Annotated in this window: 23 protein-coding genes and 2 pseudogenes; 15 read left to right on the top strand and 10 right to left on the bottom strand. The window is 36.4% G+C overall.

Annotated features, from left to right (window positions below):
• The first annotated feature begins 811 nt into the window (after positions 1–811).
• The gene (locus E2636_RS18775; RefSeq protein ID WP_134211907.1) at positions 812–1,060 is read left to right on the top strand and encodes a DUF6442 family protein; all 249 of its coding nucleotides are present in this window, start codon (positions 812–814) and stop codon (positions 1,058–1,060) included.
• A gap of 795 nt (positions 1,061–1,855) precedes the next feature.
• Here E2636_RS18775 and E2636_RS19220 read toward each other — a convergent pair.
• The 4 genes and pseudogenes from E2636_RS19220 to E2636_RS18765 form a co-directional block, all read right to left on the bottom strand.
• The gene (locus tag E2636_RS19220; protein ID WP_208324213.1) at positions 1,856–1,993 is read right to left on the bottom strand and encodes a hypothetical protein; all 138 of its coding nucleotides are present in this window, start codon (positions 1,991–1,993) and stop codon (positions 1,856–1,858) included.
• A 933-nt stretch (positions 1,994–2,926) separates the two neighbouring features.
• Positions 2,927–2,998: pseudogene (locus E2636_RS19495) on the bottom strand (BRO family protein); the annotation flags it as partial.
• A 180-nt stretch (positions 2,999–3,178) separates the two neighbouring features.
• Entirely contained in the window at positions 3,179–3,337 is a 159-nt protein-coding gene (locus tag E2636_RS19190; protein WP_166669614.1) for a hypothetical protein, read from the bottom strand.
• A gap of 1,041 nt (positions 3,338–4,378) precedes the next feature.
• A complete protein-coding gene (locus E2636_RS18765; RefSeq protein ID WP_243840796.1) occupies positions 4,379–4,612 on the bottom strand; it encodes a hypothetical protein in 234 nt (77 codons plus the stop codon).
• 438 nt (positions 4,613–5,050) lie between these two features.
• On the opposite strand from E2636_RS18765, the gene E2636_RS18760 reads away from it, so the two are divergent.
• Entirely contained in the window at positions 5,051–5,230 is a 180-nt protein-coding gene (locus E2636_RS18760; RefSeq protein WP_134211905.1) for a hypothetical protein, read from the top strand.
• Between the two features lie 168 nt (positions 5,231–5,398).
• On the opposite strand, the gene E2636_RS19215 is transcribed toward E2636_RS18760, so the two are convergent.
• The gene (locus E2636_RS19215) at positions 5,399–5,563 is read right to left on the bottom strand and encodes a hypothetical protein (RefSeq protein WP_208324212.1); all 165 of its coding nucleotides are present in this window, start codon (positions 5,561–5,563) and stop codon (positions 5,399–5,401) included.
• Between the two features lie 423 nt (positions 5,564–5,986).
• Here E2636_RS19215 and E2636_RS19490 point away from each other — a divergent pair.
• From E2636_RS19490 to E2636_RS18750, 3 genes and pseudogenes are all read left to right on the top strand, one after another.
• Positions 5,987–6,415: pseudogene (locus E2636_RS19490) on the top strand (DUF3231 family protein); the annotation flags it as partial.
• Positions 6,389–6,949, top strand: a complete 561-nt coding sequence (locus tag E2636_RS19690) for a DUF3231 family protein (RefSeq protein ID WP_407670302.1) — start codon at positions 6,389–6,391, stop codon at positions 6,947–6,949. The pseudogene E2636_RS19490 and the gene E2636_RS19690, both read left to right, overlap by 27 nt.
• Before the next feature lie 329 nt (positions 6,950–7,278).
• A complete protein-coding gene (locus tag E2636_RS18750; RefSeq protein ID WP_407670300.1) occupies positions 7,279–7,431 on the top strand; it encodes an aspartyl-phosphate phosphatase Spo0E family protein in 153 nt (50 codons plus the stop codon).
• 154 nt (positions 7,432–7,585) lie between these two features.
• Here E2636_RS18750 and E2636_RS18745 read toward each other — a convergent pair whose 3' ends face one another.
• The 3 genes from E2636_RS18745 to E2636_RS18735 form a co-directional block, all read right to left on the bottom strand.
• Positions 7,586–7,927 carry a hypothetical protein gene (locus E2636_RS18745; RefSeq protein ID WP_134211903.1) on the bottom strand — a complete coding sequence of 114 codons (342 nt, stop codon included), beginning with the start codon at positions 7,925–7,927 and terminating at the stop codon, positions 7,586–7,588.
• A gap of 56 nt (positions 7,928–7,983) precedes the next feature.
• Positions 7,984–8,298, bottom strand: coding sequence for a hypothetical protein (locus E2636_RS18740; protein ID WP_134211902.1), 315 nt, complete (start codon positions 8,296–8,298; stop codon positions 7,984–7,986).
• Between the two features lie 530 nt (positions 8,299–8,828).
• Positions 8,829–9,140: a DinB/UmuC family translesion DNA polymerase gene (locus E2636_RS18735; protein WP_243840795.1), complete on the bottom strand. Its 312-nt coding sequence runs from the start codon at positions 9,138–9,140 to the stop codon at positions 8,829–8,831.
• 193 nt (positions 9,141–9,333) lie between these two features.
• Between E2636_RS18735 and E2636_RS18730 the strand changes: the two genes are divergently transcribed.
• From E2636_RS18730 to E2636_RS18715, 4 genes are read left to right on the top strand one after another with little or no spacing between them, the layout of a single operon-like run.
• Positions 9,334–10,275, top strand: a complete 942-nt coding sequence (locus E2636_RS18730; RefSeq protein WP_243840794.1) for a dihydrodipicolinate synthase family protein — start codon at positions 9,334–9,336, stop codon at positions 10,273–10,275.
• Positions 10,276–10,335: 60 nt separating this feature from the next.
• Positions 10,336–11,370, top strand: coding sequence for a LacI family DNA-binding transcriptional regulator (locus tag E2636_RS18725; RefSeq protein WP_134211900.1), 1,035 nt, complete (start codon positions 10,336–10,338; stop codon positions 11,368–11,370).
• Positions 11,363–12,358, top strand: a complete 996-nt coding sequence (locus E2636_RS18720; protein ID WP_134211899.1) for a TAXI family TRAP transporter solute-binding subunit — start codon at positions 11,363–11,365, stop codon at positions 12,356–12,358. The genes E2636_RS18725 and E2636_RS18720 overlap by 8 nt, the downstream gene beginning before the upstream one ends.
• Positions 12,359–14,263: a TRAP transporter permease gene (locus E2636_RS18715; RefSeq protein WP_134211898.1), complete on the top strand. Its 1,905-nt coding sequence runs from the start codon at positions 12,359–12,361 to the stop codon at positions 14,261–14,263. It abuts the gene before it with no gap.
• Between the two features lie 192 nt (positions 14,264–14,455).
• Here E2636_RS18715 and E2636_RS18710 read toward each other — a convergent pair whose 3' ends face one another.
• On the bottom strand, positions 14,456–15,709 hold the full coding sequence (locus E2636_RS18710) for a Y-family DNA polymerase (RefSeq protein ID WP_134211897.1): 1,254 nt from the start codon (positions 15,707–15,709) through the stop codon (positions 14,456–14,458).
• A gap of 233 nt (positions 15,710–15,942) precedes the next feature.
• Here E2636_RS18710 and E2636_RS18705 point away from each other — a divergent pair, with 233 nt between their 5' ends.
• The 5 genes from E2636_RS18705 (at position 15,943) to E2636_RS18685 (ending at position 24,269) form a co-directional block, all read left to right on the top strand.
• Positions 15,943–16,722 carry a GIY-YIG nuclease family protein gene (locus E2636_RS18705; protein ID WP_134211896.1) on the top strand — a complete coding sequence of 260 codons (780 nt, stop codon included), beginning with the start codon at positions 15,943–15,945 and terminating at the stop codon, positions 16,720–16,722.
• On the top strand, positions 16,722–17,117 hold the full coding sequence (locus E2636_RS18700; protein WP_134211895.1) for a hypothetical protein: 396 nt from the start codon (positions 16,722–16,724) through the stop codon (positions 17,115–17,117). The genes E2636_RS18705 and E2636_RS18700 overlap by 1 nt, the downstream gene beginning before the upstream one ends.
• Positions 17,118–17,674: 557 nt before the next feature.
• On the top strand, positions 17,675–20,362 hold the full coding sequence (locus E2636_RS18695; protein WP_134211894.1) for a UvrD-helicase domain-containing protein: 2,688 nt from the start codon (positions 17,675–17,677) through the stop codon (positions 20,360–20,362).
• Between the two features lie 44 nt (positions 20,363–20,406).
• A complete protein-coding gene (locus tag E2636_RS18690) occupies positions 20,407–22,122 on the top strand; it encodes a DUF262 domain-containing protein (RefSeq protein ID WP_166669613.1) in 1,716 nt (571 codons plus the stop codon).
• Positions 22,119–24,269, top strand: coding sequence for a DUF262 domain-containing protein (locus tag E2636_RS18685; protein WP_134211892.1), 2,151 nt, complete (start codon positions 22,119–22,121; stop codon positions 24,267–24,269). Before E2636_RS18690 ends, E2636_RS18685 begins: the two co-directional genes overlap by 4 nt.
• A 219-nt stretch (positions 24,270–24,488) precedes the next feature.
• On the opposite strand, the gene E2636_RS18680 is transcribed toward E2636_RS18685, so the two are convergent.
• On the bottom strand, positions 24,489–25,907 hold the full coding sequence (locus E2636_RS18680) for a hypothetical protein (protein WP_134211891.1): 1,419 nt from the start codon (positions 25,905–25,907) through the stop codon (positions 24,489–24,491).
• A 401-nt stretch (positions 25,908–26,308) separates the two neighbouring features.
• Here E2636_RS18680 and E2636_RS18675 point away from each other — a divergent pair, with 401 nt between their 5' ends.
• Positions 26,309–26,572, top strand: coding sequence for an ECs_2282 family putative zinc-binding protein (locus tag E2636_RS18675; RefSeq protein ID WP_134211890.1), 264 nt, complete (start codon positions 26,309–26,311; stop codon positions 26,570–26,572).

The following is a 26,572-nucleotide window of genomic DNA, read 5'->3' as shown; positions in this document are numbered from 1 at the left end:
TGAGGTACAAAGGTACATTTCATTAATTTGTTGATTTATTCGCTCATCGGCTGTATTTTGTGACTCGCCCCGTGTGCCATACATTCATGCACTCTGTCGTCTCCGAAATAAACCAAAATAGGCACATTCTCCAGAATCGGTGGGTGGGTGATACTTAGGCTCGCTTGCGCCGAAGCAACCAGGGCGTAAACATCGGATTCTGCCGTCATTTGCGCCCTGTCGTCCATTTTAAGAGTGTTCTCGTAATTCTGGTGGAATTCCTTATAAAAAGCGTTAGGCGCGCCTGAACGTTGCCTGAGTGCCTTATTTCGTCGTCCTACAGCATGTCCCAGGCGATTATCTGCGTGAGTCGGACGAGTTTGCCGCCGACAACGTCAATCAGTTACTGGGCGGATCGCCCTGGTAAGTGAGACAACCCGCAGCGAGGATTCCGCCCCCCCCCTTTGGGGGACGGTCACAGCCAATAATGGCGGAAATGTCATACGCAAACCTTATATATATCTCTTAAGAGATATATATAAGACCTCAACTAGTGGGAAATAATGGTAAACCATAGAATTACACGCAACTGCTTGTTTTTGTGACTGGTTGAATAACTAAAAAAACCAAACCATCTCTTGAATTTCGATAGCCCCCCCGAGAAATCGCATGAATATAAAGGGGAAATCACCCATGACATTCACTTATTCAGGGGTATCCATATATATCAAAAACTCATCACAATAAGTAATTTATAGTTATGTTTTTGAATTAGAACATAACACTAAAAGTTGACAAGTTTTATTTACAGTATTTTATGAGGTGATAAGTTATGAATAAAAATGAAATATTAGCCAAAAGTAGAAAGGACAATAAATATATGGATGAAAGGGATGAAAAAATAGATAGTGAATCTGGATTATTTGGCTTCACAGGGATTACGATCTTAAAGACCTTTTCTATTTTGAATGATTTAAATGGAGTAGCAGGTGTCCTTACTATGGGAGGATCGGCAGCAGCGACGCTACCGATAATACCTTGTATGCACCGGAGTGCGCGGTGTCTCGACTTTTCAAGCTGAGACCTTAATTAGTTAAGACCTGTTGCCCTTTCTTGGGTACCAGGTCTTTTTTTTGACCAGCAGATCGGGGTGATTGATTGGAGAACTAGATATCGGGGCGTATTTCGTCGCGTGTGCATTTGGTGTCGCCACTACGTCGCCATTGTGCGCATCTCATAGCACATCTAGTGTGATTTATCGCGTGTGCATCTGATGTCGCCACCGTGTCGCCTTACTGTCGCCATTATGTGCAATTGATGTCGCCACTACGTCGCCTTTGTGCGCATCTCATAGCACATCTAGTGTGATTTATCGCGTGTGCATCTGATGTCGCCACCGTGTCACCTTGCTGTCGCCTTAATGTGCAATTGATGTCGCCACTACGTCGCCTTTGTGCGCATCGCATAGCACATCTAGTATGATTTGTCCGTGTGCATCTGATGTCGCCACTACGTCGCCATTGCGTTTCAGACCTTTCAGCGCGGTGGGACCAGCGCCTTTCCCTTGCCATTTCTGAGCTGTCTCGCTGTCGCTCGGATAGGCCGTCCAAGGCTCGCCACAGCGTTTCCAGGCTTGTTGAAGAAAATAGGTCAAGCCAGATCTCGGGGCAGCAAGACCAGCGCTTTTTACGCGGTGGGACCAGCGCCTTTGCTATGCCATTGATTGACTGTTTCGCGTTGCTCATATAGGCCTTACAAGGCTCGCCACCACGTCAAAACCAGAAGACCTGAGCGAAAAGCAGCGCGGAATCCTGCCGCCTTGTCGGGAATAATTTAAGAGTCAGCATGCCTCGTACTGTGTACGTACAAGTGAGTGTTACGTGCGAGAAATCCCTCCGCGTTGTCCACGCTGTTTTCGCCCTGGTGCTTGATGATTGGTTACGTGAGGGCTGATTGGTAACTTGATTTTCTGATAGCTTTCCCAGTTAATTTGATGATAACCATCGCTACGCATACCGCCCCGTTTATTGACCCACCTGTCGACCCTGATACCCGCCGTGAGAGTGATTGATTGGAAGACCGCGGCGAAATACGCCCCGAGTATGCCGACATACAGTGTTGTTTGAAAAACGGGGTCGACATATTCCGTGATTGTTGATGTACCGGGGCGTAAATGAGGTCGAGTATGTAACATATTCGGTTGAGTTCTCCGCCGCGTAGATAGAAATGCTTTCGTGGTGGTACTTCGCGGTGTGATTTACGCGGTGAACATATTCGGTAGACGTACTGGGTAAAGAGCATAAGGGAGACGTGTGACATGTCCGCTACGCGCCCCTGTCAGTCAGCATAGCTGACCGTCTCCCTCACTGCGTCCCGTGATGCTTGCGCATCTCGTCCCTTGCCCCTACGGGGTGCTCATTCGTCTGTTTGCTACGCAACTTCCTTAGTTATAGAAGTGCTGCTCCTGCACTCTGGAACGACCCACTGGTCATTCTGCGCTCCGGTAAAGTGACCGGAATTCCGGAGCGTTCCCTGTGAGAGTTTGCACTCTCCGGTCACGGGATTTCTGTGCGTACACTGTCTGTTAGCCGGACCTGAATCGCCGTGCGATTCGGGGTCTTGAGTGGGGTGATTTCGTGTGCTTTGAAGGGCTTGGTAGGACGTCCCGGGATGCGTTGCATCTGGGAGAGTTCGTGCGTCATAAGAATACAGCGGATCAATGACCCAACCTTCAAGTGCGGCTCCCTACTCCAGATAGGTTACAACTTTGATTCGAGAGGTAACAGTTTTGATTTGTCACTTTTAGAGATAGGTTGCACCAATTTAGAGGTTTATTTGCCTAGAATTTCAATAAACCCAGTAATCTTTATACAAAGGTCATCAGGCTTCTTGAATCACATCCCTTATTTATAGAAACCGATAAGTCATCGTTATGTCGTCTACACTGCTATGAATCAGAATATCCCAAAATATCACATACATTCTTTGCCATGAACCACGGTTCCCCATCCTTCATAACTGTTCGTACTTCATTCCATAATTAAATAATTTTAATTCGTCCATCATCTTCAGTGAACCTTTTCTAGTTTAAGTTTTTTGGTTTCTAACCCAACAACACTAAAGGGATTGAATATAGACGTAAATTATTTAAACAGGTTTAAAAATGGACAAAAAAAGAAGCAACTGTAAACCACACCAGTTACTTCAAATCAAGCATGTATTTTTTTATTGCTTTTTCTACAAGTTCATATACATTTTTTTCTTGCATAACTGACTGGATTTTTACTTCTTTCATTAGTTCAGCATCTAAATCAAATGAATACCGTTTTCTTTTACTCGTCTTTTTTGAATCCATCATGAACAACATCCCTTCTTTTTATCAGTATAAACCTTTGATAAGAAAGTTCAAATGTTCAGACGTTCTTTTTAAGTATTAAATTTAAGATTTCTGAAACTGTACGCTTTTCCAATATAGCTTTAATTCTTATTTTGTCGTGAAGATGTTCTTCAATTTCATAGGTACCTTTTTTTTAGTTGATTTATGGTTTCTTTAATATCTTGTTGTCACTTTGGACGGTATACAGGTGTGAAAAAATGAAAATTATAGCATGTCGAAACGTCCATCTTTCTTCTTCCTTCTATGATATAGAAAATTTGACTTATTATAGAGATTTGAAAAAGTAATAAGTAGGTCTTCTTAAATTATGAAGACATTACAAAAGATTTGCGCTCTCCGAAATAAAATGGAAACCTTCAGTGCATCTGGGCGATTTCGTTCATCACTCGTCCACTGATCGCTTACGCGAACTGTGGCTTCGGAAGATATTTAACGAACGTATGTTCTCTTTTAAAGCAAAAAGAAAAACCCAATCCACTACGTAAATGGTTTCGGTTCAAACAATAATAAATTCTCCACATAACCCAGCTCTATATTGCATCGAATACCGTCTCCATCTACCAAAATTCTTTATAATTACGCAAATTTTTTGTCAAAGCTAAATCCAATGCGCAACCATCCGGACTTAGATAAATACATGTGCTGTTGAACGAAGATTAAGTATTTGATTCTATTCATTCACTTTGTCAAAACATCCCTATAAAGAGTATAATATAAATGACCGAATGGTGCAGAAACACCAAAAGGTTTGCATCGCTTCAAAGGCGATCAGCTGTTATGAATAGAAGTAAACCACCCAATTGCTGGTTAGGCTCAGGGGCGGTTTACTTTTTTTGTTGAGAAAAAACATTGTTTTGATCAGTTGATTTATATTTATTTTCGTGTGAATAACGTTAGTCTATGACGACGAGTACCATGAGCTTATCGCTCGTCATATGCTACCCGTATTCCTACTATATTGGTCAAATTAACGAATTATGCGGAGAAATTTGAATTAAATCTTTACTTGATAACGTCGTATCGTTTTTGCTTTGCCATCTCGATGTCAATTAGATGTGAACCTTTTTCATATAGGTCTTCCAATGATATTCCTCTTCTTTTGGCTGTACGTTCAAGTAGTTTGATCTCTTGGTACATGGCATCAGATAGAATGCCTTTATCTATGTTTCTGTGTATTTGATAAAAAAAGCCTGCTACTAAATCTAACGGTAATCTATCGTAGAAAGAATCACCCAAATACAGCACCCCTTTTATGTCGATTATACAGTATGTCTAATAATTGGTAATACTTATTAAAATCATCACTCGTTAAGATTGGATAGATATTTATTGATTCCAGGGGAAAAGTGAAGAGCCCAAAAGGCCGTCAATCCAACGATATATGTTATCTGCTAAAGGATGGGCGAGTGAAAAAGAGAAAAAGTGAGGGTCTGCAAGGGATTGGGTGTGAGGGCTAACTTCCTAGACGTGGGGTTATGTCAACCGAGGGTGTATATGCGATGCATGCCAGTTGCGTAAGTGAATCGATATTTTACGAATGGATCAGCTTAGTTGAAAGAAACAATAATTGAAACATTAATTGATTAGGAACGTAAATCTATCATTACGAGTTAGAATACTCAGAATATTATGATGTATCTAAAGTGGAAAATACATTAAAAGGAGGTAAATGCTTTGTTCATTTTAATTATCTTAGGAATTTCCGCTTTATTAATCGTATTTGGATTTGCTTATGATTATTTCATTCGCAAAAGCTTCAAAGAAGCAAAAAGAGGTCCTGCTAGCCAAAGCGAGGAACGTGCAAAGTTAGACGCAGCTACAAACCAAGCAGTAAATTCGACGAACATACCATAAAAACATGTAGCTAATTGCGACACTTTTTTCTCGGATGAGGAAGTATTCAACTTCCTCATCCGGATGTTATGTCAACCTATTTTGTATATGTCATACAAATAGGTTGAGTAATAAATTGGTTATTTCAGATTTCAAAAGAAAAGAAGGAAAGGATAAAACATGAACACATCAACCGATAAAGAAATAGAGTAACGCAAAGATAACAACTACTAATAACGGAGGTAACACGAGTACCATAGCCACTATTTTTTTAGCATCTTGCATGACTACACCACCTTTAGATTTAGCATATCCAAATTCGACGAAATTAACTGAAAAATTTGAATGAAACACCTGGAAATATGCGATTCCCTCCAAGTGTCGAAAGATGTCGTTTTTTATTTATGAATAAGAGTTAGAAAATGCTAGCGTTTTTTACTCGTGTACCTATACTTAGTTTCGTATAGGTTAGTGAACTTAGATTATTGAACGAGTTCTTGAACATTAATGAAAGTGTCAGACCTCAGAAAACACTGTAAATATGGGGTGTTCATTAACTCCTATGTCTTGTTACATAGGTGTAAGTGTCTGTTTTGATGTCAGAAGATTTAAAATCACAAAAAGGTTCCTCCTTCGATGAAATTAATTCTTCCTACACTTATCTCATTGTTTCACTAACATTCTTAATAAATTCAAAGAAAATAGAACTGGATGAAATTTAAACTAAAATGGCCCATAACTTAACAAACAAGTCCTTTATGATTAAATATCTTACATATGGAGAACATAATTGATATAAAAGTTAATGGAGGAATCTATATGGAGGATAATCATAATGCTAAATTGACGTCTTCTGAAATTGGCTTGTTATGGGTACAATTTCAAAACGATACATTAGGGATTTGTACAATTTCGTATTTATTAAATACAGTTGAGGACCCCAAGATCAAAGCTATTTTAGAATACGCTTAAGATGTAAATGTAAATGCACCAAGAATTTTTACAGACGTCTTCATGTTGAATTATATGGCTAATATGGGGGCAATGGGGCTGAACGCTTATAGTGTGGCACTACCTAATTCATCAAGAAAAGACATCCGAGATTTTTATACTTCATGTTTGTATTCTTCTGCAGAGCTTTATAATCGTGCTACCGACCTTATGTTAAACAAAGGAGTCTTGGTTCGTTCACCTTATATACCATATCCCGATCAGGTTGAGTTTGTACAAAAACAACACTTTTTAGCTGGATGGGTTGGTGATGAAAGACCACTGACAACGATTGAAATCTCCTCATTATTTTTTAATTTGCAACGAAATGTGCTAGGGAGTTCATTAATAACCGGGTTTAGCCAAGTAGCTAGCTCAAAAAGTGTCCGTCAATATTTTGTGAGAGGGGCAGAAATTTCGAAGCATCATTGTTCAGTATTATCGAAGATTTTAAGTGAAGACAATTTAGTTACACCAATGACTTCGGATGCCGCGCCAACACGTTCAAAAGTATCTCCTTTCTCAGATAAACTCATGATGTTCCACGTCGCTGCGCTTAATGCAGCAGGTATAGGCTATTATGGTAATTCATTAGGCGCTAGTCCAAGAAGAGATTTAGCGGCCGCCTATACCCGTTTAATTGCAGAGGTCGGGTTGTATGTGGAAGATGGTGCGGACATGATGATTAGTAATGGTTGGATGGAAAAACCGCCATCCTCTCCAGATAGAAAAAACTTGGCAAAGGGCTAGGTTATTTCCACACATTTTTGATAAGCTATTATCACATCTTTTTAAAAAAGTGAGCGAAAAACCCTAGTTTTCCTTATCTTCTGTCACCACGACTTTACCTATGTGAATGCCGATGAGAGTGAATTGAGGTTTTAAGGACGGAAAGATTAATGTAGTAAACTTATTCCTTGTTTTGGCTAACGGTTACTTAGTTGAATAACCGATACCCCAGTACAGAAATCTAAATTATTTTTCACTTTTACTCAATTCGACATTTTTTACAAGACCAATGATGTAATATGTTCTATGGATCTAATACTGTACTTTAAAAAAGGGGTATGATAAAAAATATGCACAGTAAAATGTTCTTATTAGGGCAAATAATATTGAAAAAAAAAGTTATGTACCATAGAGCGATGCATTTTGGGTTAACGCACTCTAGTGTAGTAGCATGTAGTCAAGAACTCGACGTATTACTCAATCAATACCAAGAAATAAATTGATATTATTGAGGTGATTACGTTTATATTTTGGGTTTAACAAACACCTATAAGTAACTAAATATAAACTAAAATCGCAACCATACGATCGTGTGATTGCGATTTTTTGCCTTATCTAAGTGCGCACACAGGAATAGGCAAGTGAAAATTGTCTATGCTATGAAAGATATCCAACTTCTGATTCACTTGAATCTTCTTGAGCGTTCATCATCAGGAGCATTTCAAATGCAGACATATCAGGAAGCCTTTTTAAAAAAGATTGGGCAGCATCATAATTCAAAAATGTAAAAGCTTGTAGTTCATCTTTAAAAGCCCACCCAAGATCAAATTTCTCAATAAGAAATAGTCTCAATATTGGATGTTTAGACGTCGGATACATGTCTTCCCCTGCAACCGTTATCCCTAGATCTTGTGTTGAGCTAAATATCGTCATTAGATTCTCCATCGTATTCTCAAATTCTGGCGGCATCATTATGCTAACTCGCTCATTCTTCTTCATTTGTTTTCCTCCCTTATCATTTTAGCATTCGAAATAATCTAAAAGATTATGTAAGTTCAGTAGTGTCGGTGGTCACTTTTCTTCTTCCTTGCGTGACGTGTTTTAAATAAGTAATTTGTTTTTAAGACCTTATGTAATTCATCTTGAGGTCTCGCTTGTAAAAGGGTAGAAATAAATGGTTTATCAATTGTATCAGGACCAAATTCTTTGTTAATTTTTTCAACGACTTTGACCATGCTTCCGAAATAAGCATATTCCTTTAAGATTTTTTGCTCTAATGTGATCACTTCATAGTTTTCCACTAAAAACACAAAATCTTGGAGTTCTATAATTCTTTTTTTCGCTAACTCGACCGTCGTTAACCTTTGCATACATAACCTTCTTTCACCTAATTTTATGGTTATTTAAACCTATTACAATATTCGCTCTTTTTCACTAAAATCCTTCACGAAATTCGACAAAATATAAATATTTTTGACTGGCGACTGCACGAGTGCTGGTAACTAAGAAAAATACGCTTAGCAAGTAGCTCTAACGTGTCGCTTCCCTCTAAAAAGGGCGATAACCACGGACTGTAGGGCTTTGCCTACATGCCATAAGTTCCTGTCCTTTTCTTGACGAGGGAACGAGTCAAAAAGAGGAACTACATACAGAAATGAACTAATGAAAGGTTTACTAAATTTATGAACTAATCAGTTTTCTTATTATGTTTTTTACTTTAGATTGAAAAATTACGCCTTCTGCCTATTGATGCTGAAGGTTTTTTTGTACCGTTTATCTTCATTATCGATACTTAACAAACTCAGTATGATTTAGTTACTAGCATTTTACTCTGCTTTATGACCGCCAATTAATTTATCTCGTTGGCGTGCTGTACCTGCGTCCGTATAGGATACAGCCCTTAATAGTGCAGTGGAACCCCATATTTACTTCGAATCGCATCCATAGCGGATCCTAATTTCAAGTTTCGCCACTTATTGGCTTCAAAAATGCTCAGTTGCATACTGTTTTCATCTTCTAATTTTGAGATGGATACCGATATGTGACGTGTAGGGCGTCCGTCATAAAATTCATCAAAGAGTTCATTACACACACGATAAATCTTCATCGTAACGTTAGTCTCTTCAACTATGGATCGTGAACGACGAGCAATAACTTCACACATTTCAAGAACTACAAGACTTAGTTTGTTGAAATGAGTCAGATGACTCAACAAATATATCCTATATGTACTTATTAACCTAGAAAACCGTAAGACTAAAGGTATTAGATATAATTATACTAAATATTTAGAAAATTAGTAATTGACAGTATTTTATGTAGGTGTTAAGATTCCATTTGTAAGCACTTACGTAAGCGCTTACGTAAAGCGCTTACGTAAATATAAAACAGGGAGATGACTGATAATGACTCAAAAAAAATGGCAAGGTGTTTATCCTGCAGTACTACTACCGTTTAAGGATGATTATAGTATCGATGAAGAAAGTTTTCGTAGTTTAGTAAGTTGGGTTGCGGGGCATGAGGGCATAGAAGGTATCGTAGTAAATGGTCATACTGGAGAAATCAGTAGTTTGCTTCCACATGAGAGAGCTGAAGCTGTTCGTATAGCTGTTGATGAATTAAAAGGTAAAATACCAGTAATCTCTGGATTATCTGCAGAAGGAACAATTGAAGCCGTACAACATGCAAAGGCTATTCAAGAAGCTGGAGGAGAAGGCATTCTATTAATGCCACCACACTCTTGGCTACGCTTCGGAATGCAACCTGATTCAACTGTGGAATTCTTTAAGGATGTTGCAGCTTCTGTAGATATTTCAGTTATCGTTCACCTGTACCCTACATGGACAAAAGCGACTTACAACACTGAACAAATCTTGCAAATGGTTAGCATTCCAAATGTTGATGCAGTAAAAATTGGTAACCGTGATATGGGGCAGTATGAACTCGATGTAAAAGCATTAAAGAAAAATGCACCGGATGTCTCCATCTTAACTTGCCATGATGAATATCTCTTACCAACGCTAATACAAGGTATTGATGGAGCTTTAGTTGGTTTTGCAAGCTTTGTGCCAAATCTAATCGTTGATTTAGTAAATGCAGTAAAGAATAATGACTTACCAGAAGCTCGTGAGGTGTATGATAAAATTTACGAATTGAAACATGCAGTTTATAAAATGGGAGAACCTTCTTCCACTGCGCATGCACGCATGAAAGAAGCAATGTTCCAACGCGGTTTAATATCAAGTGCCTTAGCACGAAAACCAGTACTCCCACTTACTGATCAAGACAAAGAAGAAATCAGAAACGGACTATTATCAGTTGGATTAGTTAAAGAAACAGTATACTAATAATAGATGCCTCTCACCCTTGCGGTTGGGAGGTATACACATAATTAAAGGAAGTTTTATATGAGTGTGAATATTAGGGATATAGCGATCGCAGCAAATGTCTCTACAGCTACTGTATCTAGAGTGATTTCTGGTAAGCCAGGTGTTGGTGAAGAAACAATAAAATATGTACAATCGATCATTGAAAACATGGGTTATCGTCCAAATATTAGTGCAAGAAGTCTTGCAAGTAATAAAACTGGCAATATTGGAATTGTTTCTTCACGAACAAGCGATATTGTTATAGGAAATCCCTTTTTTTCCACAATATTAGACGGTGTGTCAAATGTCTTAGATTCACAGAACTTTAACATGAGTCATTCCTTTACTCTTTCTCAACAAAAGAGATTATTCGATACTCATTCAGTTGATGGAATAATTGTTCTTGCGGCTAGGAAGGGAGATAAATTACTAGATTGGTTATACACTACAAATATCCCTACCGTTATTATAGGAAGTTTTTTAGAAGATTCTCCATTTCCTACTGTTCGACCAAATGATGAACAAGGAGTATTTGATGCTGTTAAACATCTCATATCGTATGGTCATCGAGAAATTGTTTTAGTAAATGGACCAGAAAGTTCGATAAAAAGTCAGAGATGTAGAGAAGGCTTCCTAAAAGCAATGGAAGAAGAGGGAATAACTGTAGGAAATACATCCATCATTGAAGCAAAAGAATATACGATGTTTAGTAGCTTCGAGGCATGCGAAAATTATTTTTCAAATAACACGACCCCTTGCACCGCTATGGTTTGTTCATCGGACTTTTTAGCAATTGGTGTGTTAAAGGCAGCTGTAAAGAATAATATTTCTGTTCCGAATGACTTATCAGTCATAGGATTTGGAAATGTTCCACTAACTGAATTTACCAATCCAGAGTTAACTACAATGCATACTGATTTAAAAAGTATCGGTAAAGAAGCAGCTAAAATATTAATCTCTCTTATTGAAGGGAAAACGATACGAAAAAAAGAGAGAGTTTATCCTATGCAACTTGTTCAGAGAAATTCAGTAAGTCATTGCACACCAATAAAAGGAGGATATAAGAATGTTTAAGAACAAAAATTTTTATTCTATCTTAGGAGTTGGATTGTTGGCTTTCCTATTGACTGCTTGTAGTTCTTCAGATCCAATTGCTAATGGAGAAGAAGACAAAGACGAAACCCCTAAATTTTTGAACATTGGTACAGCTGGTACAGGTGGCGCATATTATCCTGTTGGAATAGCTATTGCTGATATTTTAGGAAATCAATTAAATCTATCCGCCACTGCCCAAGTGACTGGAGGAGCACTAGAGAATGTATCTTTAATTCAAAGTAAGGAAGTCGATATTGCCATCACACAGAGTCCTATGGCGGTAGCCGGATATAATGGAACGGAGCCATTTAAGCAAAAAAATGAAAATGTAGCTACATTATTCAACGGAATTTCACAGGGTGTTTTTCAATTAGTGGTTTTAGACTCATCAGGTATTAATTCCATTGCAGATTTAAAAGGGAAAAAGGTGGTACTTGGCCCAGCGGGTGGTGGAGCAATTAACGTAGTGACTGACCTTCTCGGTGTGTACGACTTAACCATTGCTGATATTACACCTACTTATGTTTCATACAGCGAAGGCGTTTCAATGCTTTCTGACAACAACGTTGATGCAGTTATTATACAAGCTGCAGCACCTTCACCGGCAATAACAGAACTTGCAGCAACAACTAAAGGGTATAAATTAATCACTATTGAACCAGAAAAAATGGAGCAATTATTAAGTAAATTTAGTTACCTTAACCAAATTGATTTACCATCCGATATGTATGGAACAAAAGAGGATATTACAACTGTTTACCTCACAAATATGATGGTTGTAAGAAAAGATTTGAATGAGGAATTTATTTACAATTTAACGAAAGCAATTTTCGAAAACCTTGAAAAAGTTCAAAAATCACATCCTTCAGCAGTAGGTCTTACTCTTGAGAGTCAAGGGACACCAGCGCCAATACCTCTTCATCCAGGTGCTGAGAAATACTTCAAAGAAGAAGGGATTTTGAAATAAATGAAACTTCCAAAGGACTTACTTGTTACGGTTGGAAGAGGAACTTTAATATTGAATGCTCTAATTGCACTATATACTGCTGGGTTTGGCTTGTTTTCGGCTATGGATCAAAGGGGAATTCACTGGTTGCTGCTGTCCGTTAGTTTATTTCTTCTATATAAACCTAAGGAAGGCTTAAATATTATATATAAAAAAATATTTTATTCAATGAATTTAATATTTATTTTAGGAGCATTAATTAGTGGGGTTTATCTATTAATGTTCTGGGAAGACCGAACTCTCAGATTAGGAGTTAGTTCAGTTTGGGATTTCGTTATGGCCATTGTTATGATAGTAATCGTGTTAGAAGCCACACGAAGAAAAACGGGGAATGCATTAACAATGGTGACGCTTTTTTTCCTGGCATATGCAATATACGGACCCTATTTCCCAGGAATTACGGCACATAGTGGGGTTACCTTAGAGAGATTATCTAATTTCTTATACTTTACTACGGAGGGAATATTTGGTATTCCATTAGGTATCTCAGCCACTTTCATTATTGTTTTTGTTTTATTTGGATCATTTTTGGAAAAATTCGGTGGGGGACAGTGGTTCATTGATATTTCCTATGCACTTACTGGTAGATTTAGAGGAGGACCAGCAAAAACCGCTGTTGTTTCAAGTGGCTTAATGGGAATGCTCTCGGGATCTCCAGTTGCAAATGTAGCAACTACCGGTACTTTTACAATTCCCTTAATGAAGAAGGTTGGATTTAATGGCCGTCAGGCAGGGGCAATCGAAGCTGTTGCGTCAACAGGCGGAATGATTACACCTCCAATCATGGGGGCTGGTGCTTTTATTATGGCTGAATATTTAGGTGTACCGTATATGGAAATTGCTGCGGTGGCAATAATACCAGCTTTTCTATTTTATGTTGCTCTATTGTTAAATGTCGATTCATTGGCAGTGAAACAGGGCATTGTTGGTATGGAGAAATCTCAATTACCTAAAGTAAAAGATGTTATGAAGACTAGAGGACATCTCGCTCTTCCATTATTATTTCTAATAATAATGATCTTAATCGGCTGGAGTCCAATGAAAGCAGCTTTTTGGTCAATTATTGTCTCAATTATTATAGCCTTCTATAAAACGATAACAAAGCCTACCTTGAAAAGTATTTTACAGGCACTTGAAAATGGTTCAAATGAAGTGATTTCAATTGCTGCGGCATGTGCTAGCGCAGGAATTATTGTTGGCGTTATTTCAATAAGTGGTATTGGGGCAAAAATTTCTTTTGCTTTGGTTGATCTATCACAAGGAAACGTACTTCTTGCATTACTACTAACAATGCTTATTACTATAGTTTTGGGATTCGGCATGCCACCTACTGCTGTCTATATTATTTTAGTCGCAATTGTTGTTCCTCCTTTAGTTGATTTAGGGGTAACGCCTATTGGTGCTCATATGTTCTTGTTCTTCTTCTCAACAATAGCAGCGTTAACACCACCTGTTGCAATTACAGCTTATGCAGCTGCAGCAATTGCAAAGTCCGATCCAAACAAAACTGGTATTACTGCTTTCAGGTTAGGAATATTAGCGTATATTATTCCTTTTATATTCGTTTTTTCACCTAGCTTATTATTACAAGGAAGCACTGCAAGTATTGTAATAGCTATTTTCACAGCAATACTAGGCGTTTGTTGTCTCGTTGCAGGAATCGAGGGATACCTATTGATGAGATGGAAAGCTATACCAAGGGTATTTCTAGTAGTCACTTCTCTATTATTACTTGATGACGGATGGAAAACAGATATGTTTGCTATAGCAGGAGTAATACTAGCAATTCTTATACAAAAGGTTTCAACCACTAGTTGGAGTAGTGGCAGTTCGATGTTATTGAAAAAGTATAAACACAGTGACTAAATTGAGAAGTAGTACGCCGCATATGAGAATTTTGTGTTTGTGAATAGAAGAGTAATAAACCCTCAGAAAATCCATATTTACTTAGATTGAAAAAATACGCCTTCTGCAAATTTATGCTGAAGGTGTTTTTTTATTCCGTTTATCTTCATTATCGATACTTAACAAACGCAGTAAGATTTAGTTGCAATGATTTTATTCTGCTTTATGACCGCCAATTAATTTATCTCGTTGGCGTGCTGTACCTGCATCTGTGTAGGATACAGCCCTTAATAGTGCAGTGGAACCATATTTACTTCGAATCGCATCCATCGCAGATCCTAATTTCCGGTTACGCCACTTATTGGCTTCAAAAAGGCTAAGTTGCATGCTGTTTTCATCTTCTAATTTTGAAATGGACACAGATATTTGACGTGTAGGGCGTCCGTCATAAAATTCATCAAAGAGTTCATTACACACACGATAAATCTTCATCGTATCGTTCGTCCCTTCAACTATGGATCGTGAACGACTAAAACCACCGCCAAAAGCGTCTTTGCTGTACCCAATACTCAGACTGACTGTACGTCCTGCTTTGCCAGCTTCACGTGTACGACGAGCAATATCTTCACACATTTCAAGAACTACAGCCATTACATCCTTTTTTGTGTTGTAATCCCGATATAAAATTTGTCCTTTTCCATAACTAACCTGACCTTCGATAAGTGGTGCACCCATTTCAGACAAGTCAATTCCCCATGCGTGATGATACAGTTGATTCCCCATAATGCCGAACTTTTCTTCCAACACGTTCAAATCCGTATGTGCTAAATCGCCTACAGAGAAAATTCCCATGGAATTCAACGTCTTTTCAGTACGTGAGCCGATTCCCCACATGTCACTAAGAGGACTAATTGGCCATAGTTTGGTTGGCACGTCTTGAAATTCCCATTTTGCAAACCCTGTTTTTTTCGCCTCTAAATCCAAAGCCAATTTACTCATTAACATGTTGGGTCCCATACCAACCGCTGAAGGAAGTTGAAACAATTCCATTAATTCATCTTGTATTCGTTTAATTGTGGTTTCTATAGGTCCCCAAATATGCTCAGTCCCTTTTAAATCAAAAAATATTTCGTCGATTGAATAGACGTGAATCGCTTCTTTCGGTACATATTCACCCAGTAATCGGGCAATTTCCATTGAAATACGAACGAAAAAATCCATTTTGGGTTCAATTAACACATTAGATGGGTGATCAGGAATTTCATATAGTCTAGTCCCTGTTTTGACGCCCATTTTCTTCATCAGTGGAGATGCAGCTAAAACGATACTCCCTTTTCGCTCCAAGTTACCGACTACAGCAATAGGTGTTTTCAACACGTCTAAACCTTGATCAGCAGCCGCGCAGCTGGCGTAGAAGCTTTTCATATCTATACAGGCAACCTGCTTATTTGGCATATTTTCATACATTTTAATCCCTCCTTCAAGAACACTTGTTCTTATTGTAGTACTAAAACAAGAAAATATACACTGTTAAATTGTAGGTTATTGTTTATTCCTTTTCCTGCGAGAAGAACATTATAAAGCGATAATGGTACACACACAGCAATCAAACACAACACTCCGATACCTATCTGTATTAATTTGGATGTGCTACTCTGAATTGACTAAGATAGAATATTCAATTTTAGGAGGGAAATTAAGTGGATACTATACAAATCAGTGATTTTAGCTTTAACTTTATTTGTTTTATAACACCAAAGAAAAATTCTCATGATGAAATTCAAACATTTTTTCCTCAAAATATGTTTAATAATAATGAAAGTCTTGCCTTACATCAGTATGGGCAAGGTCCATTTTGCAGTTTCACGATTTCCACAAAGTCTATAAAAGAAGGCGTTTATCTACTAAAGATAAATGATGATATTACATATCTGGGGGAATGTGAGAATCTATCGAAACGATTTAATTCAGGTTATGGAAATATTTCACCTAGAAACTGTTTTATTGGTGGACAATCGACTAATTGTAGAATCAATAATAAAATCTATGAAGTTGCTAACGAAAAAGTTAAGATTTACTTTTACGAAACGAATAATAGGTTTGAAGTTGAAAGAGAATTAATCATGAAGCTAAAACCAATTTGGAATATTTCTAGGGGGAAAAGAAACTTGACGCATACGAACAGAAGCACAAACTCAAATAATTTCATATCTACCCTACCAAAGAAAAGTCTAACTTGCAGGGATGAAATATTATCGGCAGTTCGCCACATCATACAAGAGAAGGGGAGTAACGAGTTTATAGTTCGAGAAGTAATTGATACTATGCGACAAGGGAAATCTACATACTCAGAATCAACTATTCGAACTCACATTGTATCGAAATGTTGTATAAATGCCGCTAAACATCATGCCGTTGTTTATAATGATTTTGAAAGAATCGGAAGAGGCTTGTATAAATTAATTGGAGGTACAAATTAATGCTATATAACATCCGTTGGAATTCTTCTGAAACAAAAAAGATTTATCAGGCAACAAAAAATTCTGAAATATTGATGGAGTATTTAGAGGAACGTTTAATACAAGATGAAATTGCTAAATTAATAAGTGAACACCCATCACCAAATAAGGGATATGGGGTTCTTAATTATTACTTTTCCAGTAAACCAAAAAAGCGCTTATTATCTGCTGCCCCTAGACGAAACCATGACCATATTCATGTTGTGATTTTTAATAGTATTTTGAATCGCGAACTTTTACAGAAAAAGGGATTTGATTTAGGCAAAGATGTAAATGTACCGGATATTAAAATTCATAAGAAAGATGAGATTGATCAACTAATAGAGTTGATCAAGATCAACTTGTATAAGTCATAAACTAAGATAATAAAACGCCAAGCAAGTTTTGAGGAGGATTTTTATCATGCCATTTCAGCCAAAAGACGCACTGAAACAAGTACGAAAAGAGTTTCAAATGAAGGAAAAGAAATTGATGGGAAGTTGTTTACCTTGCTAGAAAAATATGAAGTGCAAATCCGACCTCACTTGAAGAATCACAAGAACGAGTAGGGGAATTTTTAAAGAGCGTTGAGTATAGAGAAGAAGCTGCCAAGTAGTCAAACTCATGAATGTTTAACCTATAGTTAAATGCCTTGCACCTTTTTAAAAGATGTAAGGCATTTTTCATTTGTACCTTAGTGTTTCAATTAATTATCCATTCTATCTTAGTTTTTTGTCACTCAAAAAGAAACCATTTTTTATTTATCTGAACTTTATAAACTACTACATTACTCTCTAGATATTAAATTTTATATTTCCACAATGAGGGAGTATTGTGATAATATTATCACATTAATATTGGAATATTTTGAGTAATTTCACTTATAAGTAGATTATATAATAAACTAAATTACATATTTTTCGGGAGATGGACAATGGAGATATTTTTACTAGTATTTACTATCTTAATAGGCTATCTCTTTATTAGTCTAATTAAAAAGAAACGGTTAAAAAAACAAATACCAATTGCATTAAGCTTTTTACAGGAAATTGAAAATCGAAAAAAAGAATATTTTACAGACACATCGAGAAAAGAAATAATGATGAAATACAAAGTATTCTATGAGTCTTGTATTAAAAACTCTTCAAGTAACACCTTGAATCAGTTTAATCAAGTATATTCTCACCTAGATAAACGCATTGTGAAATGGAATAAAGAATATGTTCAAAGAGAACTAAAGCAAAACGATTCTTTCTTCTCCAATATAGATGGAAAGTCCCTTGATGATCAGCAGAGAAAAGCTGTCGTGATAGATGAATCAAATAATTTAATTCTTGCGGGTGCAGGAAGTGGAAAAACGTTGACAATTGCAGGAAAAGTAAAGTACTTAGTGGAACAAAAAAAGGTTTCACCCGATGAGATTTTACTCTTAACTTATACGAAAAAAGCAGCAACAGAAATGGAAGACAGAATTAAAATCAAAATGAATATTCCCGTTGAATCTATGACCTTTCATAAATTAGGTCTTCGGATGATTACACAAAAACGTGAACAACACCCAAACGTAAGTGATCAGCTTAGAAAAAATATACTTGATTTCTTTGAGCGTGAGATTCTAACCAATCCAATATTAATGGGTAAAGTTATACATTTCTTTAGTTATTACATTAACGTTCCACAGGACTATGAGGACTATGATAACTTAGGAGATTTATATACTCATCAAAAAACTACAAGCTTAGAGACTATTAAGTCAAAGTTTGAAAAAGATATTAATGCTTTAAAGCAAGATAAGTTCACAATTGCAGGAGAAGAAGTAAAAAGCATTGAAGAAGTCATAATCGCCAATTTTTTATATCTAAACGGAATTGAATATGAATATGAAAAGATTTACCCTTACCCAAGCCCAGATCCTTACCGAAAACGCTATCAACCAGACTTTTATTTGCTTGAATACGATATATATCTTGAGCATTTTGGGATATCTGAAAATAACCGAACCCCCTGGTTGTCTTCTATTGAAGAAGATAAGTATTTAGAAGGTATGAAATGGAAACGTGAATTCCATGCATCTAACCAAACAAAATTATTAGAAACCTATTCATATTACAATAAAAATGGTGTTTTACTTTACAAGCTTGAGTCTTTATTAAAGAAAAATGGCGTGAAAATTCAACCTCGCAATCTACAAGATATCTATAAACAGATATATATAACACAAAAAGAGAAAGATCGTGACTTTGGGGAAATTATTAAACTGATTCAAACCTTTATTGGCTTATTTAAATCCATGGGCAATACAGCAGATGATTTTAAAGGAATTCGATCCGAAATACTTAAAAACGAGGCACACTTATTTATGAAAGATCGAAATCTCTTGTTACTTTCGATTATTGAATCTATTTTCACATATTACCAAGCTGAATTAAAAGTATCCGAGGCTATTGATTTTGCCGATATGATAAACGAGGCAACTTCGCTCATTGAGCAAAACCAAGTTAAACACCCAATGTATAAGTACATTATAGTAGATGAGTATCAAGACATCTCCTTTTCCCGATTCAAATTGATTAAAGCATTAAGAGATCGTACTCAAGCTAAAATCATGTGCGTTGGGGATGATTGGCAATCAATCTATCGCTTTGCAGGAAGTGATTTGCAACTTTTTATAGATTTTGAACGATTTTTTGGATTTACTAAACAATTAAAAATCGAAAAAACCTATCGCAACTCGCAAGATTTGGTCAACACTGCAGGAAGTTTTGTTATGGAAAATAAAAATCAGTTTAAGAAGCGACTGACGTCACCGAAGTTCTTAGAGCAACCCATTGTAATTTACGGATTCGATAAGAACTTTTCTTTGGCTTTTGAAAAAGCATTGCAAGACATTTTAAACCATCACGGTGAAAACTCAACCGTATTAATATTAGGAAGAAATAATTACGATTTAAACAGAATCGAACAACTCGAAAATCATTTATTTACAACACGTCAGATAGAAACAAAAACCATCATTCAATACAAGAAACACCCCAAAATGGCTATTGAATTTTTAACTGTCCATCGTTCTAAAGGATTGGAAGCCGATAACGTCATTGTTATTAATTTAGAAAATAAGACTTCTGGTTTTCCTAATAAAATTTCTGACGATTCTATCTTGAGTTATGTATTAACAGATTCAGATGATTTTCCTTTTGCAGAAGAAAGAAGACTTTTCTACGTCGCAATTACACGCACAAGAAATAAATCGTACTTAATTGCACCGCAGCAAAACTCATCCATTTTCGTGGAGGAGCTCGTTAAAGAACTACGTATTCCTTTCCAAGTAGTAACCAACGAAGAATCGATTCGCCAATATCCAAAATGTTCACATTGCAAAACAGGGACTTTGATTATCCGTGAAAATAAAACGAGCAATCAAAATTTTATAGGCTGTACCAACTTTCCCAACTGTACTCAGTCTTTTAAAGACCTTACTCTTATCAAAGACCAAGTTATCTGTCCAAACTGTAAGGGATATATGCATAGAAGAAAAGGGAAGTACGGTTCCTTCTACGGGTGTAGTAATTATCCATATTGCACGAGCACTCTAAAGGTTGAGTTAGTGACTAGCACACCCTAAACATGCTTTATTAAAATATAATTCTATTAAATGGAGTGATGGTATTGGAGACAGTTCTACAAGAAAAAACAATTCAAGATTTAATGGAGTCCGAGGAAAAGTTTTATATTCCTTCATATCAGCGTGGATATCGTTGGACAAAGTTACAGGTTAGGGAGTTATTGGATGATTTGTGGGAGTTTCATGAGCAGGATCCAGCAAAAGATGATGTGTATTGGCTTCAGCCGATTATAGTGAAGAAGAATGAAGACTCTTGGGAAGTAATTGATGGTCAACAGCGTTTAACAACAATTTCAATTCTGTTGCAGTACATAAAGAAACAGATTCCATTCTTAGTGGATCATACTTTTTCAATTTATTATGAGACCCGTCCAAAGAGTTCAGATTTCTTAGCGGATATATCTGCCTCCGAGGTCTTGAAGGATAATAACATAGATTTTCATCATATGTTTGAAGCCTATGAAATGATTCAGACGTGGTTTGCAGAGCATAAACCTCAGGCTGTCATGTATATAGCGCAGAGATTACGTGAGCAAGTGAAAGTGCTTTGGTACAAGGTTGATGATTCGTATGATGTGATTGATATTTTCTCGCGTATCAATATTGGAAAAATTCCACTTACGAATGCCGAGTTGATTAAAGCGTTATTCTTGAGCAAGAATCATTTAAGTCGTCATGATAATGACGAGGATGTTGTACGCCTAAAGCAAATTGAGATTGCCAATGAATGGGATCGTATTGAATATGCCTTACAAGATGATGAGCTATGGTACTTCTTACAAAATGATACGGATAAGGATTATCAGAACCGCATTGAGTGGTTATTTGAGCTGGTGGTCACTCATTATAAAACGAGCGTGCAAAAGAATACTCCTTACTATACCTTCCATGTGTTTAATGATTGGATGCAGAAACAGTCAGAAGAGGGTAAATCAAATTATGACATCATTGAATCAATTTGGCTGGATATTCACCGGCTCTATATGAAGGTGACCGAGTGGTCTCAAAATCGAGAGCTTTATCATTACATTGGGTACCTGCGTGCAACGAATGTGTCGATGGATAGCATCATTCTGGAGTCCAACAATGTGAAGAAAGATGCCTTTGTTGAGATATTAAAGGGAATTATTCGTAACTCCTTTGATGATGTGGATGTTGCAGGATTAACATATGAGGATAAAAAACAGTTACGCAAAGTGCTTCTACTTTTTAATATCTTGACGCTACAAAACGATGCGTTATCGAACCAGCGCTTTCACTTTGAACGTTACAAGAAGGAAAAATGGGATATCGAGCATATTCATGCGGTGAAATCTGAGATGCCACAAAAACAGGATGCACAGTGCCAGTTCTTGAAAGAAGCACTTCCTCATGTGGAAGATGTTGAGCTTTGTAAAGCTATTGAATCATTTCTAGCAGCCTATGATAAGGAGCTATTTGAAGAATTATTTGAACGTACATTAGACGAATTTGGAGACGATGAGACGAACAGTATTTCGAATCTGACGTTACTTGATGCTAGCACGAACCGCTCGTATAAAAATGCGATTTTTCCTAAAAAACGCCAAATCCTAATTGAGCGTGATAAAACGGGTGTTTATATTCCAGTATGCACGAGAAACGTCTTCTTAAAATACTACAATCCTGATGTGACACAAATGAATTACTGGGGTAAGAGCGACCGGGAGCATTATGTAAATGCACTTGTTGAGACACTTAGGACCGTGTTACCAAATGTGAAGGAGAGTGTGCAAGCATGACCGAAGCAAAGACATTTACATTTTGGGAACTTATTCAAGTCGAGAAAATTGAACGAATTGAGATTCCGATTATCCAGCGTGATTATGTGCAGGGGCGCCAAACAAAGGATGTTCAGCAGGTACGTGAGAGCTTTTTAAATGTATTATTTAAGAGCCTTAAAACGAAGAATACGATTGAGTTGGATTTCATTTATGGAACGGTAAATGCACAAGGTGTGTTTGCACCTTTAGACGGTCAGCAACGCTTAACCACACTGTATCTTTTGCATTGGTATAGTGCAATGCGCGAAGGAAGAATGGCTGAAGCTCGGGGTAATTTAGCAAGTTTCTCCTACGAAACGCGCAGCAGTAGTAAAGCATTTTGTCGTTTACTTATGCAGCTAGAAGACCTTGATTTCGATAAGGAAACAATTAGCGAGGAAATTCAAAATTCTTCGAATTTCTTTGAAACGTGGATGTATGATCCGACTGTGAAGGCAATGCTTGTAATGCTCGATGCGATACATAATTTGTATGAGGATGCGTTGTATGACACGTTGACGAATGAATGCCCTATCCAGTTCAAGTTCATTGATTTAAAGTCGTTCCAGCTAGAGGATACGCTTTATATTAAAATGAATGCGAGAGGCAAGCCATTAACACCGTTTGAATACTTCAAAGCGAAGTTACAGGCATATTTGGAGCAACTAGTGAAGCAAAATAAAATTACAAGTACTTTTTCAACACAGTTGCTATATAAAATGGATAATCAATGGGCTGATTTCTTCTGGACATACCAAAAGCAGTCATATGATCAGGCATATTTGCAGCTAATTCAGGTTATCGTAACAAATCAACTTGCACTTGATAAAGCCAATAATGAATTGGTATCTATGCTTGTCAGTCGAGAACATACGGTTAGCTTTGAAGAGATTTCAAAGGCACAGTTAGACGCTACAGCCTGGTTATCCGGTATGGAAAAAACAGTGGATGCATTCATTGCGAAGGAACATGAGCATATACCAAAGACCATTATAGATGGAGAACAATTGGTGCGTCGTTCTATGTCTACAGAAATTACATACTCTGAGCGTCTACGATTATTTGCATTCAAGTCCTATGTTTCGCAAGATGCAGTCATCGATACGAAGGCTTTGATTACTTGGATACGATTTATTCGCAATGTAACGGAAAATACACTTTATAACTCTGTTACGGAATATGTGAATTCAGCGCGAGCTATCCAACAACTTGTACCGTATGTAGATGACTTCTACAAATATTTAGCGGAGCCTACAACGAAGCTCCAAGGATTCTACGGGGCTCAACTTGAACAGGAGAAGAAAAAGGCACAACTAATGTTATCCCATGCCGGCTGGAAGTCATTACTTGAAAAAGCAGAGGATTATCCATATTTCAATGGGGATATCGGATTTTTGCTCGACTTTGCAGGTGTAACATCTGTGAAAGAAATTACTAATTGGGCTGACGAAGCACATGTAACTACTCAAGAACAGTTCATGTTTTACTATGAACGTTCGATTGCTATCTTTGGATTGGAAAAACTGAATGTCGATATAAATCTTTTTACGCGTACTTTATTAACGTTTGGCGACTATACATTAATGAAGGGAAGAAACTATAGTTTCTTAACGGAGGGCTTTGACCGTGATATTAGTTGGAAACGACTGATGCGAGAGGAGAATGCGTGCTATCTGAAGGAGTTGTTCGATGTATTAGATAAGAATAATATCGAGGTAAGCTTACAAAGTATTATTGAGAAATCTGATGTTAAAGATTGGCGTCGATATTTCATACAATATCCACTTATTTTAAATGAGACATGTGGTTCAAAACGATTTATTCGTTATAACGATGAGCATAAAATACTTCTATTAGAGCATAGTGCGACTAATGGCTACTGCCAAGAGTATTATAGCTATGCGTTATACGCAGCGTTACAAGAGAAAAATATTGAATCTGATTACTATCATTCGCTGGGACGTGATGGTGAAAAGTATATAGGAGTTGCAAAATTGGGCTGGAACATTTCCTTCAAGGAAGGAAAATTTACCTGGAGAAATGAAACTGACCAGGTACGGAAAAGGAAAGAACTAGAGGATGTCGTGTCAGAGGTGGAAAAGGAATTGAATCTTTCTCATACTTGAAACAGTGTGGAGATGTGATGTTTTTTTATCTTATAAAAGATGTCCACTGTAGATAAAAGTTCAACTAATTAAGAACATTTGTAATTTCAAAAGCCTTAGTGCAATTATTCCGGAATTATAAAAGTTCAGTTGTAAAATTATAAAATAAAAAGCTGACTCCAGTTTTGGAAATCAGCTTTTTAAACTGGCATTTAATACTATGATATTTAACTTAGTTCTCTATTTTTTATACTTTAAAGTAAAATAGTTAATACCATCTACCCTATGAATAGATCCTTCAAATCCACTAATACTAATTATTCCACCATTCTTTAATGATTCCATGTGATTTAAGGTATCTTTACTTTCAGTTACAGAAGCTACTGATTCTATTAGAAATTTTATAATCTTATACTGTTCTTCAGAAAAATCCTCCTCTTGATCTAATAAAGCAATTCCTTTAACATCCCAATTATCATCCGTATGAACATAAAGATGCCCAGTGTAATCGAAAATCATGCCTTCTGGTTCAACTTGAAAATATGATGGGCGTTGGAACAAAATATAACCCAACTCATCAAGCGATTTTTGTGAATTGTTGGTCTGAAGGTCGTCTACAAAAATATCGCTAGCTATAGTACCAGTAAATATCTGATTAAAATCAATATTTTCTAGAGAATCATGACTCCTATTTTCATTATCCTTTAAATCTTTCTCTTCAACATCATTTGAACCCGGTGAGCTATTCTCTACTATGGGTTTATCATTATCCTTTACCTCTTTACTTAAAGACCAATAATCCCAAAAATAATTTTTAATTTTGGTTTTTGAATGTGAATTAACAGTTGAATCTAAGTTCTTTTTAAGTCCCTCGATTTCCATATGTAATTCATCAATTAGTTTATCATTATCTAACACACTATTAATATTTTCATTTAATTCTTGTGAAACTTCCATAATTAAAGGAACTTCTTCTTCAAACCCATTTTCTAACTTAACATTCTCAGTGCCTGCATGTATAACTAGTAGCTTAAAAGTTTCAGAAGGTTTATTAAAGACTCTTTCAGTGGTAATTAAAATTGCTTCTTCCCCAGTGGAACCAAAACTTCTACTTACTGAATATGTATTGTCATCGAACTTTTGATGAACAATTCCATAATAGTCAAATGCATTTCCTTCTGAATTTAAGGGTATAGTTTTTTTTATTGACAAGCTATCTTCAGTTAACACCGTTATTCTTTCTTGCTCATCTTTAATTTTACTTTCTATATCGCTAGTTGAAGTATTAAGTTTTTCGACTTCAATTTTAAATTTATTTAAATTAGAAGCCTTTTCTTCTAATTTATTCGAATCAATCACCAAGTTTTCTAACTCGTCCGTAAAACTTAAAAGTGTAATAAAGTCGTTTTTAGTAATGAGATTCTCATAATACCGTTTTACCAAAGCTTCACTTTCATCGTTCTCTGATTCTAAAAGTTGTTTTATTCCCTTTTCAATTTTAGATACTGAGTAATCTTCATCTTCACTTTTAACTAATTTCAAAAACATTTCTCTATATTCTTCGTCAGATGTTTGAACTGAATTAATTTTAGATTCAGATGAACAACCATAAAGTAAGGTAATTATTGCAAATAAAAGGTAGCTTGCTTTTCTTTTCATTTCCACTCATCCTCCATTAATAATTATTGTATTTTTAAGTTTTATGAATTTTTTAGCATTAAAATAATTTATATGTACGTCAACGATAATTTTAATCGCACTTTAGGTACCCCGGCCTCTTTCTATGGACAATTTTACCACTTAATATATTCCAAATCTACTAGAATTAATTAATTTCCGGATAATCTATACTTACGGTAGCAACATGTACAGTGTCATTTTAGTTGGTAATTTGCACTTATTTTAAATGATTTTTTGCACATAAAAGTTCTATACAATAGGTCCCATATTCTTGAATAAGAGGTTGTAAAATTATTGAAAATTTGAAATAATTACTTTAAGTTATAGAATATAATTATAAGGGAATTAAATGGTAATAATTTATTTAGGGGGTTAGGACTATGAAGAATATGGAAATGAGCATTAGTATGCAGTGTAGTGTCTGTGGTAATGAACAGTTCTCCACTGTTGATGAGAGTATTGATATGGTGGACGCTCTTGATGAAACGGAAGTAATGTGTTCTGACTGTGGTCGAGTTACTACAAAAGCACAACTCATGGAAGAGAACAGCCACATAATCAACGCTAACATTGGGGACTTCAAAGATGAGATTATGAAGCAGGCACAGAAAGACATTAAAAAAATGTTCAAAAAGTTTAAATAG

This window comes from Paenisporosarcina antarctica (assembly GCF_004367585.1).
Lineage (GTDB): Bacteria > Bacillota > Bacilli > Bacillales_A > Planococcaceae > Paenisporosarcina > Paenisporosarcina antarctica.
Note: the sequence above shows the minus strand (reverse complement) of the source record. Positions and strands in the feature narration are given on the sequence as shown.

Bases quoted from the DNA above. Each gene is read 5' to 3' on its own strand.
- E2636_RS19190 (WP_166669614.1), bottom strand. From the start codon at position 3,337: ATGATGGATTCAAAAAAGACGAGTAAAAGAAAACGGTATTCATTTGAT.
- E2636_RS18775 (WP_134211907.1), top strand. From the start codon at position 812: ATGAATAAAAATGAAATATTAGCCAAAAGTAGAAAGGACAATAAATAT.
- E2636_RS18675 (WP_134211890.1), top strand. From the start codon at position 26,309: ATGAAGAATATGGAAATGAGCATTAGTATGCAGTGTAGTGTCTGTGGT.
- E2636_RS18680 (WP_134211891.1), bottom strand. From the start codon at position 25,907: ATGAAAAGAAAAGCAAGCTACCTTTTATTTGCAATAATTACCTTACTT.
- E2636_RS18730 (WP_243840794.1), top strand. From the start codon at position 9,334: ATGACTCAAAAAAAATGGCAAGGTGTTTATCCTGCAGTACTACTACCG.
- E2636_RS18695 (WP_134211894.1), top strand. From the start codon at position 17,675: ATGGAGATATTTTTACTAGTATTTACTATCTTAATAGGCTATCTCTTT.
- E2636_RS18700 (WP_134211895.1), top strand. From the start codon at position 16,722: ATGCTATATAACATCCGTTGGAATTCTTCTGAAACAAAAAAGATTTAT.
- E2636_RS18750 (WP_407670300.1), top strand. From the start codon at position 7,279: ATGCACAGTAAAATGTTCTTATTAGGGCAAATAATATTGAAAAAAAAA.
- E2636_RS18710 (WP_134211897.1), bottom strand. From the start codon at position 15,709: ATGTATGAAAATATGCCAAATAAGCAGGTTGCCTGTATAGATATGAAA.
- E2636_RS19220 (WP_208324213.1), bottom strand. From the start codon at position 1,993: ATGCGTAGCGATGGTTATCATCAAATTAACTGGGAAAGCTATCAGAAA.
- E2636_RS18725 (WP_134211900.1), top strand. From the start codon at position 10,336: ATGAGTGTGAATATTAGGGATATAGCGATCGCAGCAAATGTCTCTACA.
- E2636_RS18745 (WP_134211903.1), bottom strand. From the start codon at position 7,927: ATGAAGAAGAATGAGCGAGTTAGCATAATGATGCCGCCAGAATTTGAG.
- E2636_RS18740 (WP_134211902.1), bottom strand. From the start codon at position 8,298: ATGCAAAGGTTAACGACGGTCGAGTTAGCGAAAAAAAGAATTATAGAA.
- E2636_RS18715 (WP_134211898.1), top strand. From the start codon at position 12,359: ATGAAACTTCCAAAGGACTTACTTGTTACGGTTGGAAGAGGAACTTTA.
- E2636_RS18720 (WP_134211899.1), top strand. From the start codon at position 11,363: ATGTTTAAGAACAAAAATTTTTATTCTATCTTAGGAGTTGGATTGTTG.
- E2636_RS18685 (WP_134211892.1), top strand. From the start codon at position 22,119: ATGACCGAAGCAAAGACATTTACATTTTGGGAACTTATTCAAGTCGAG.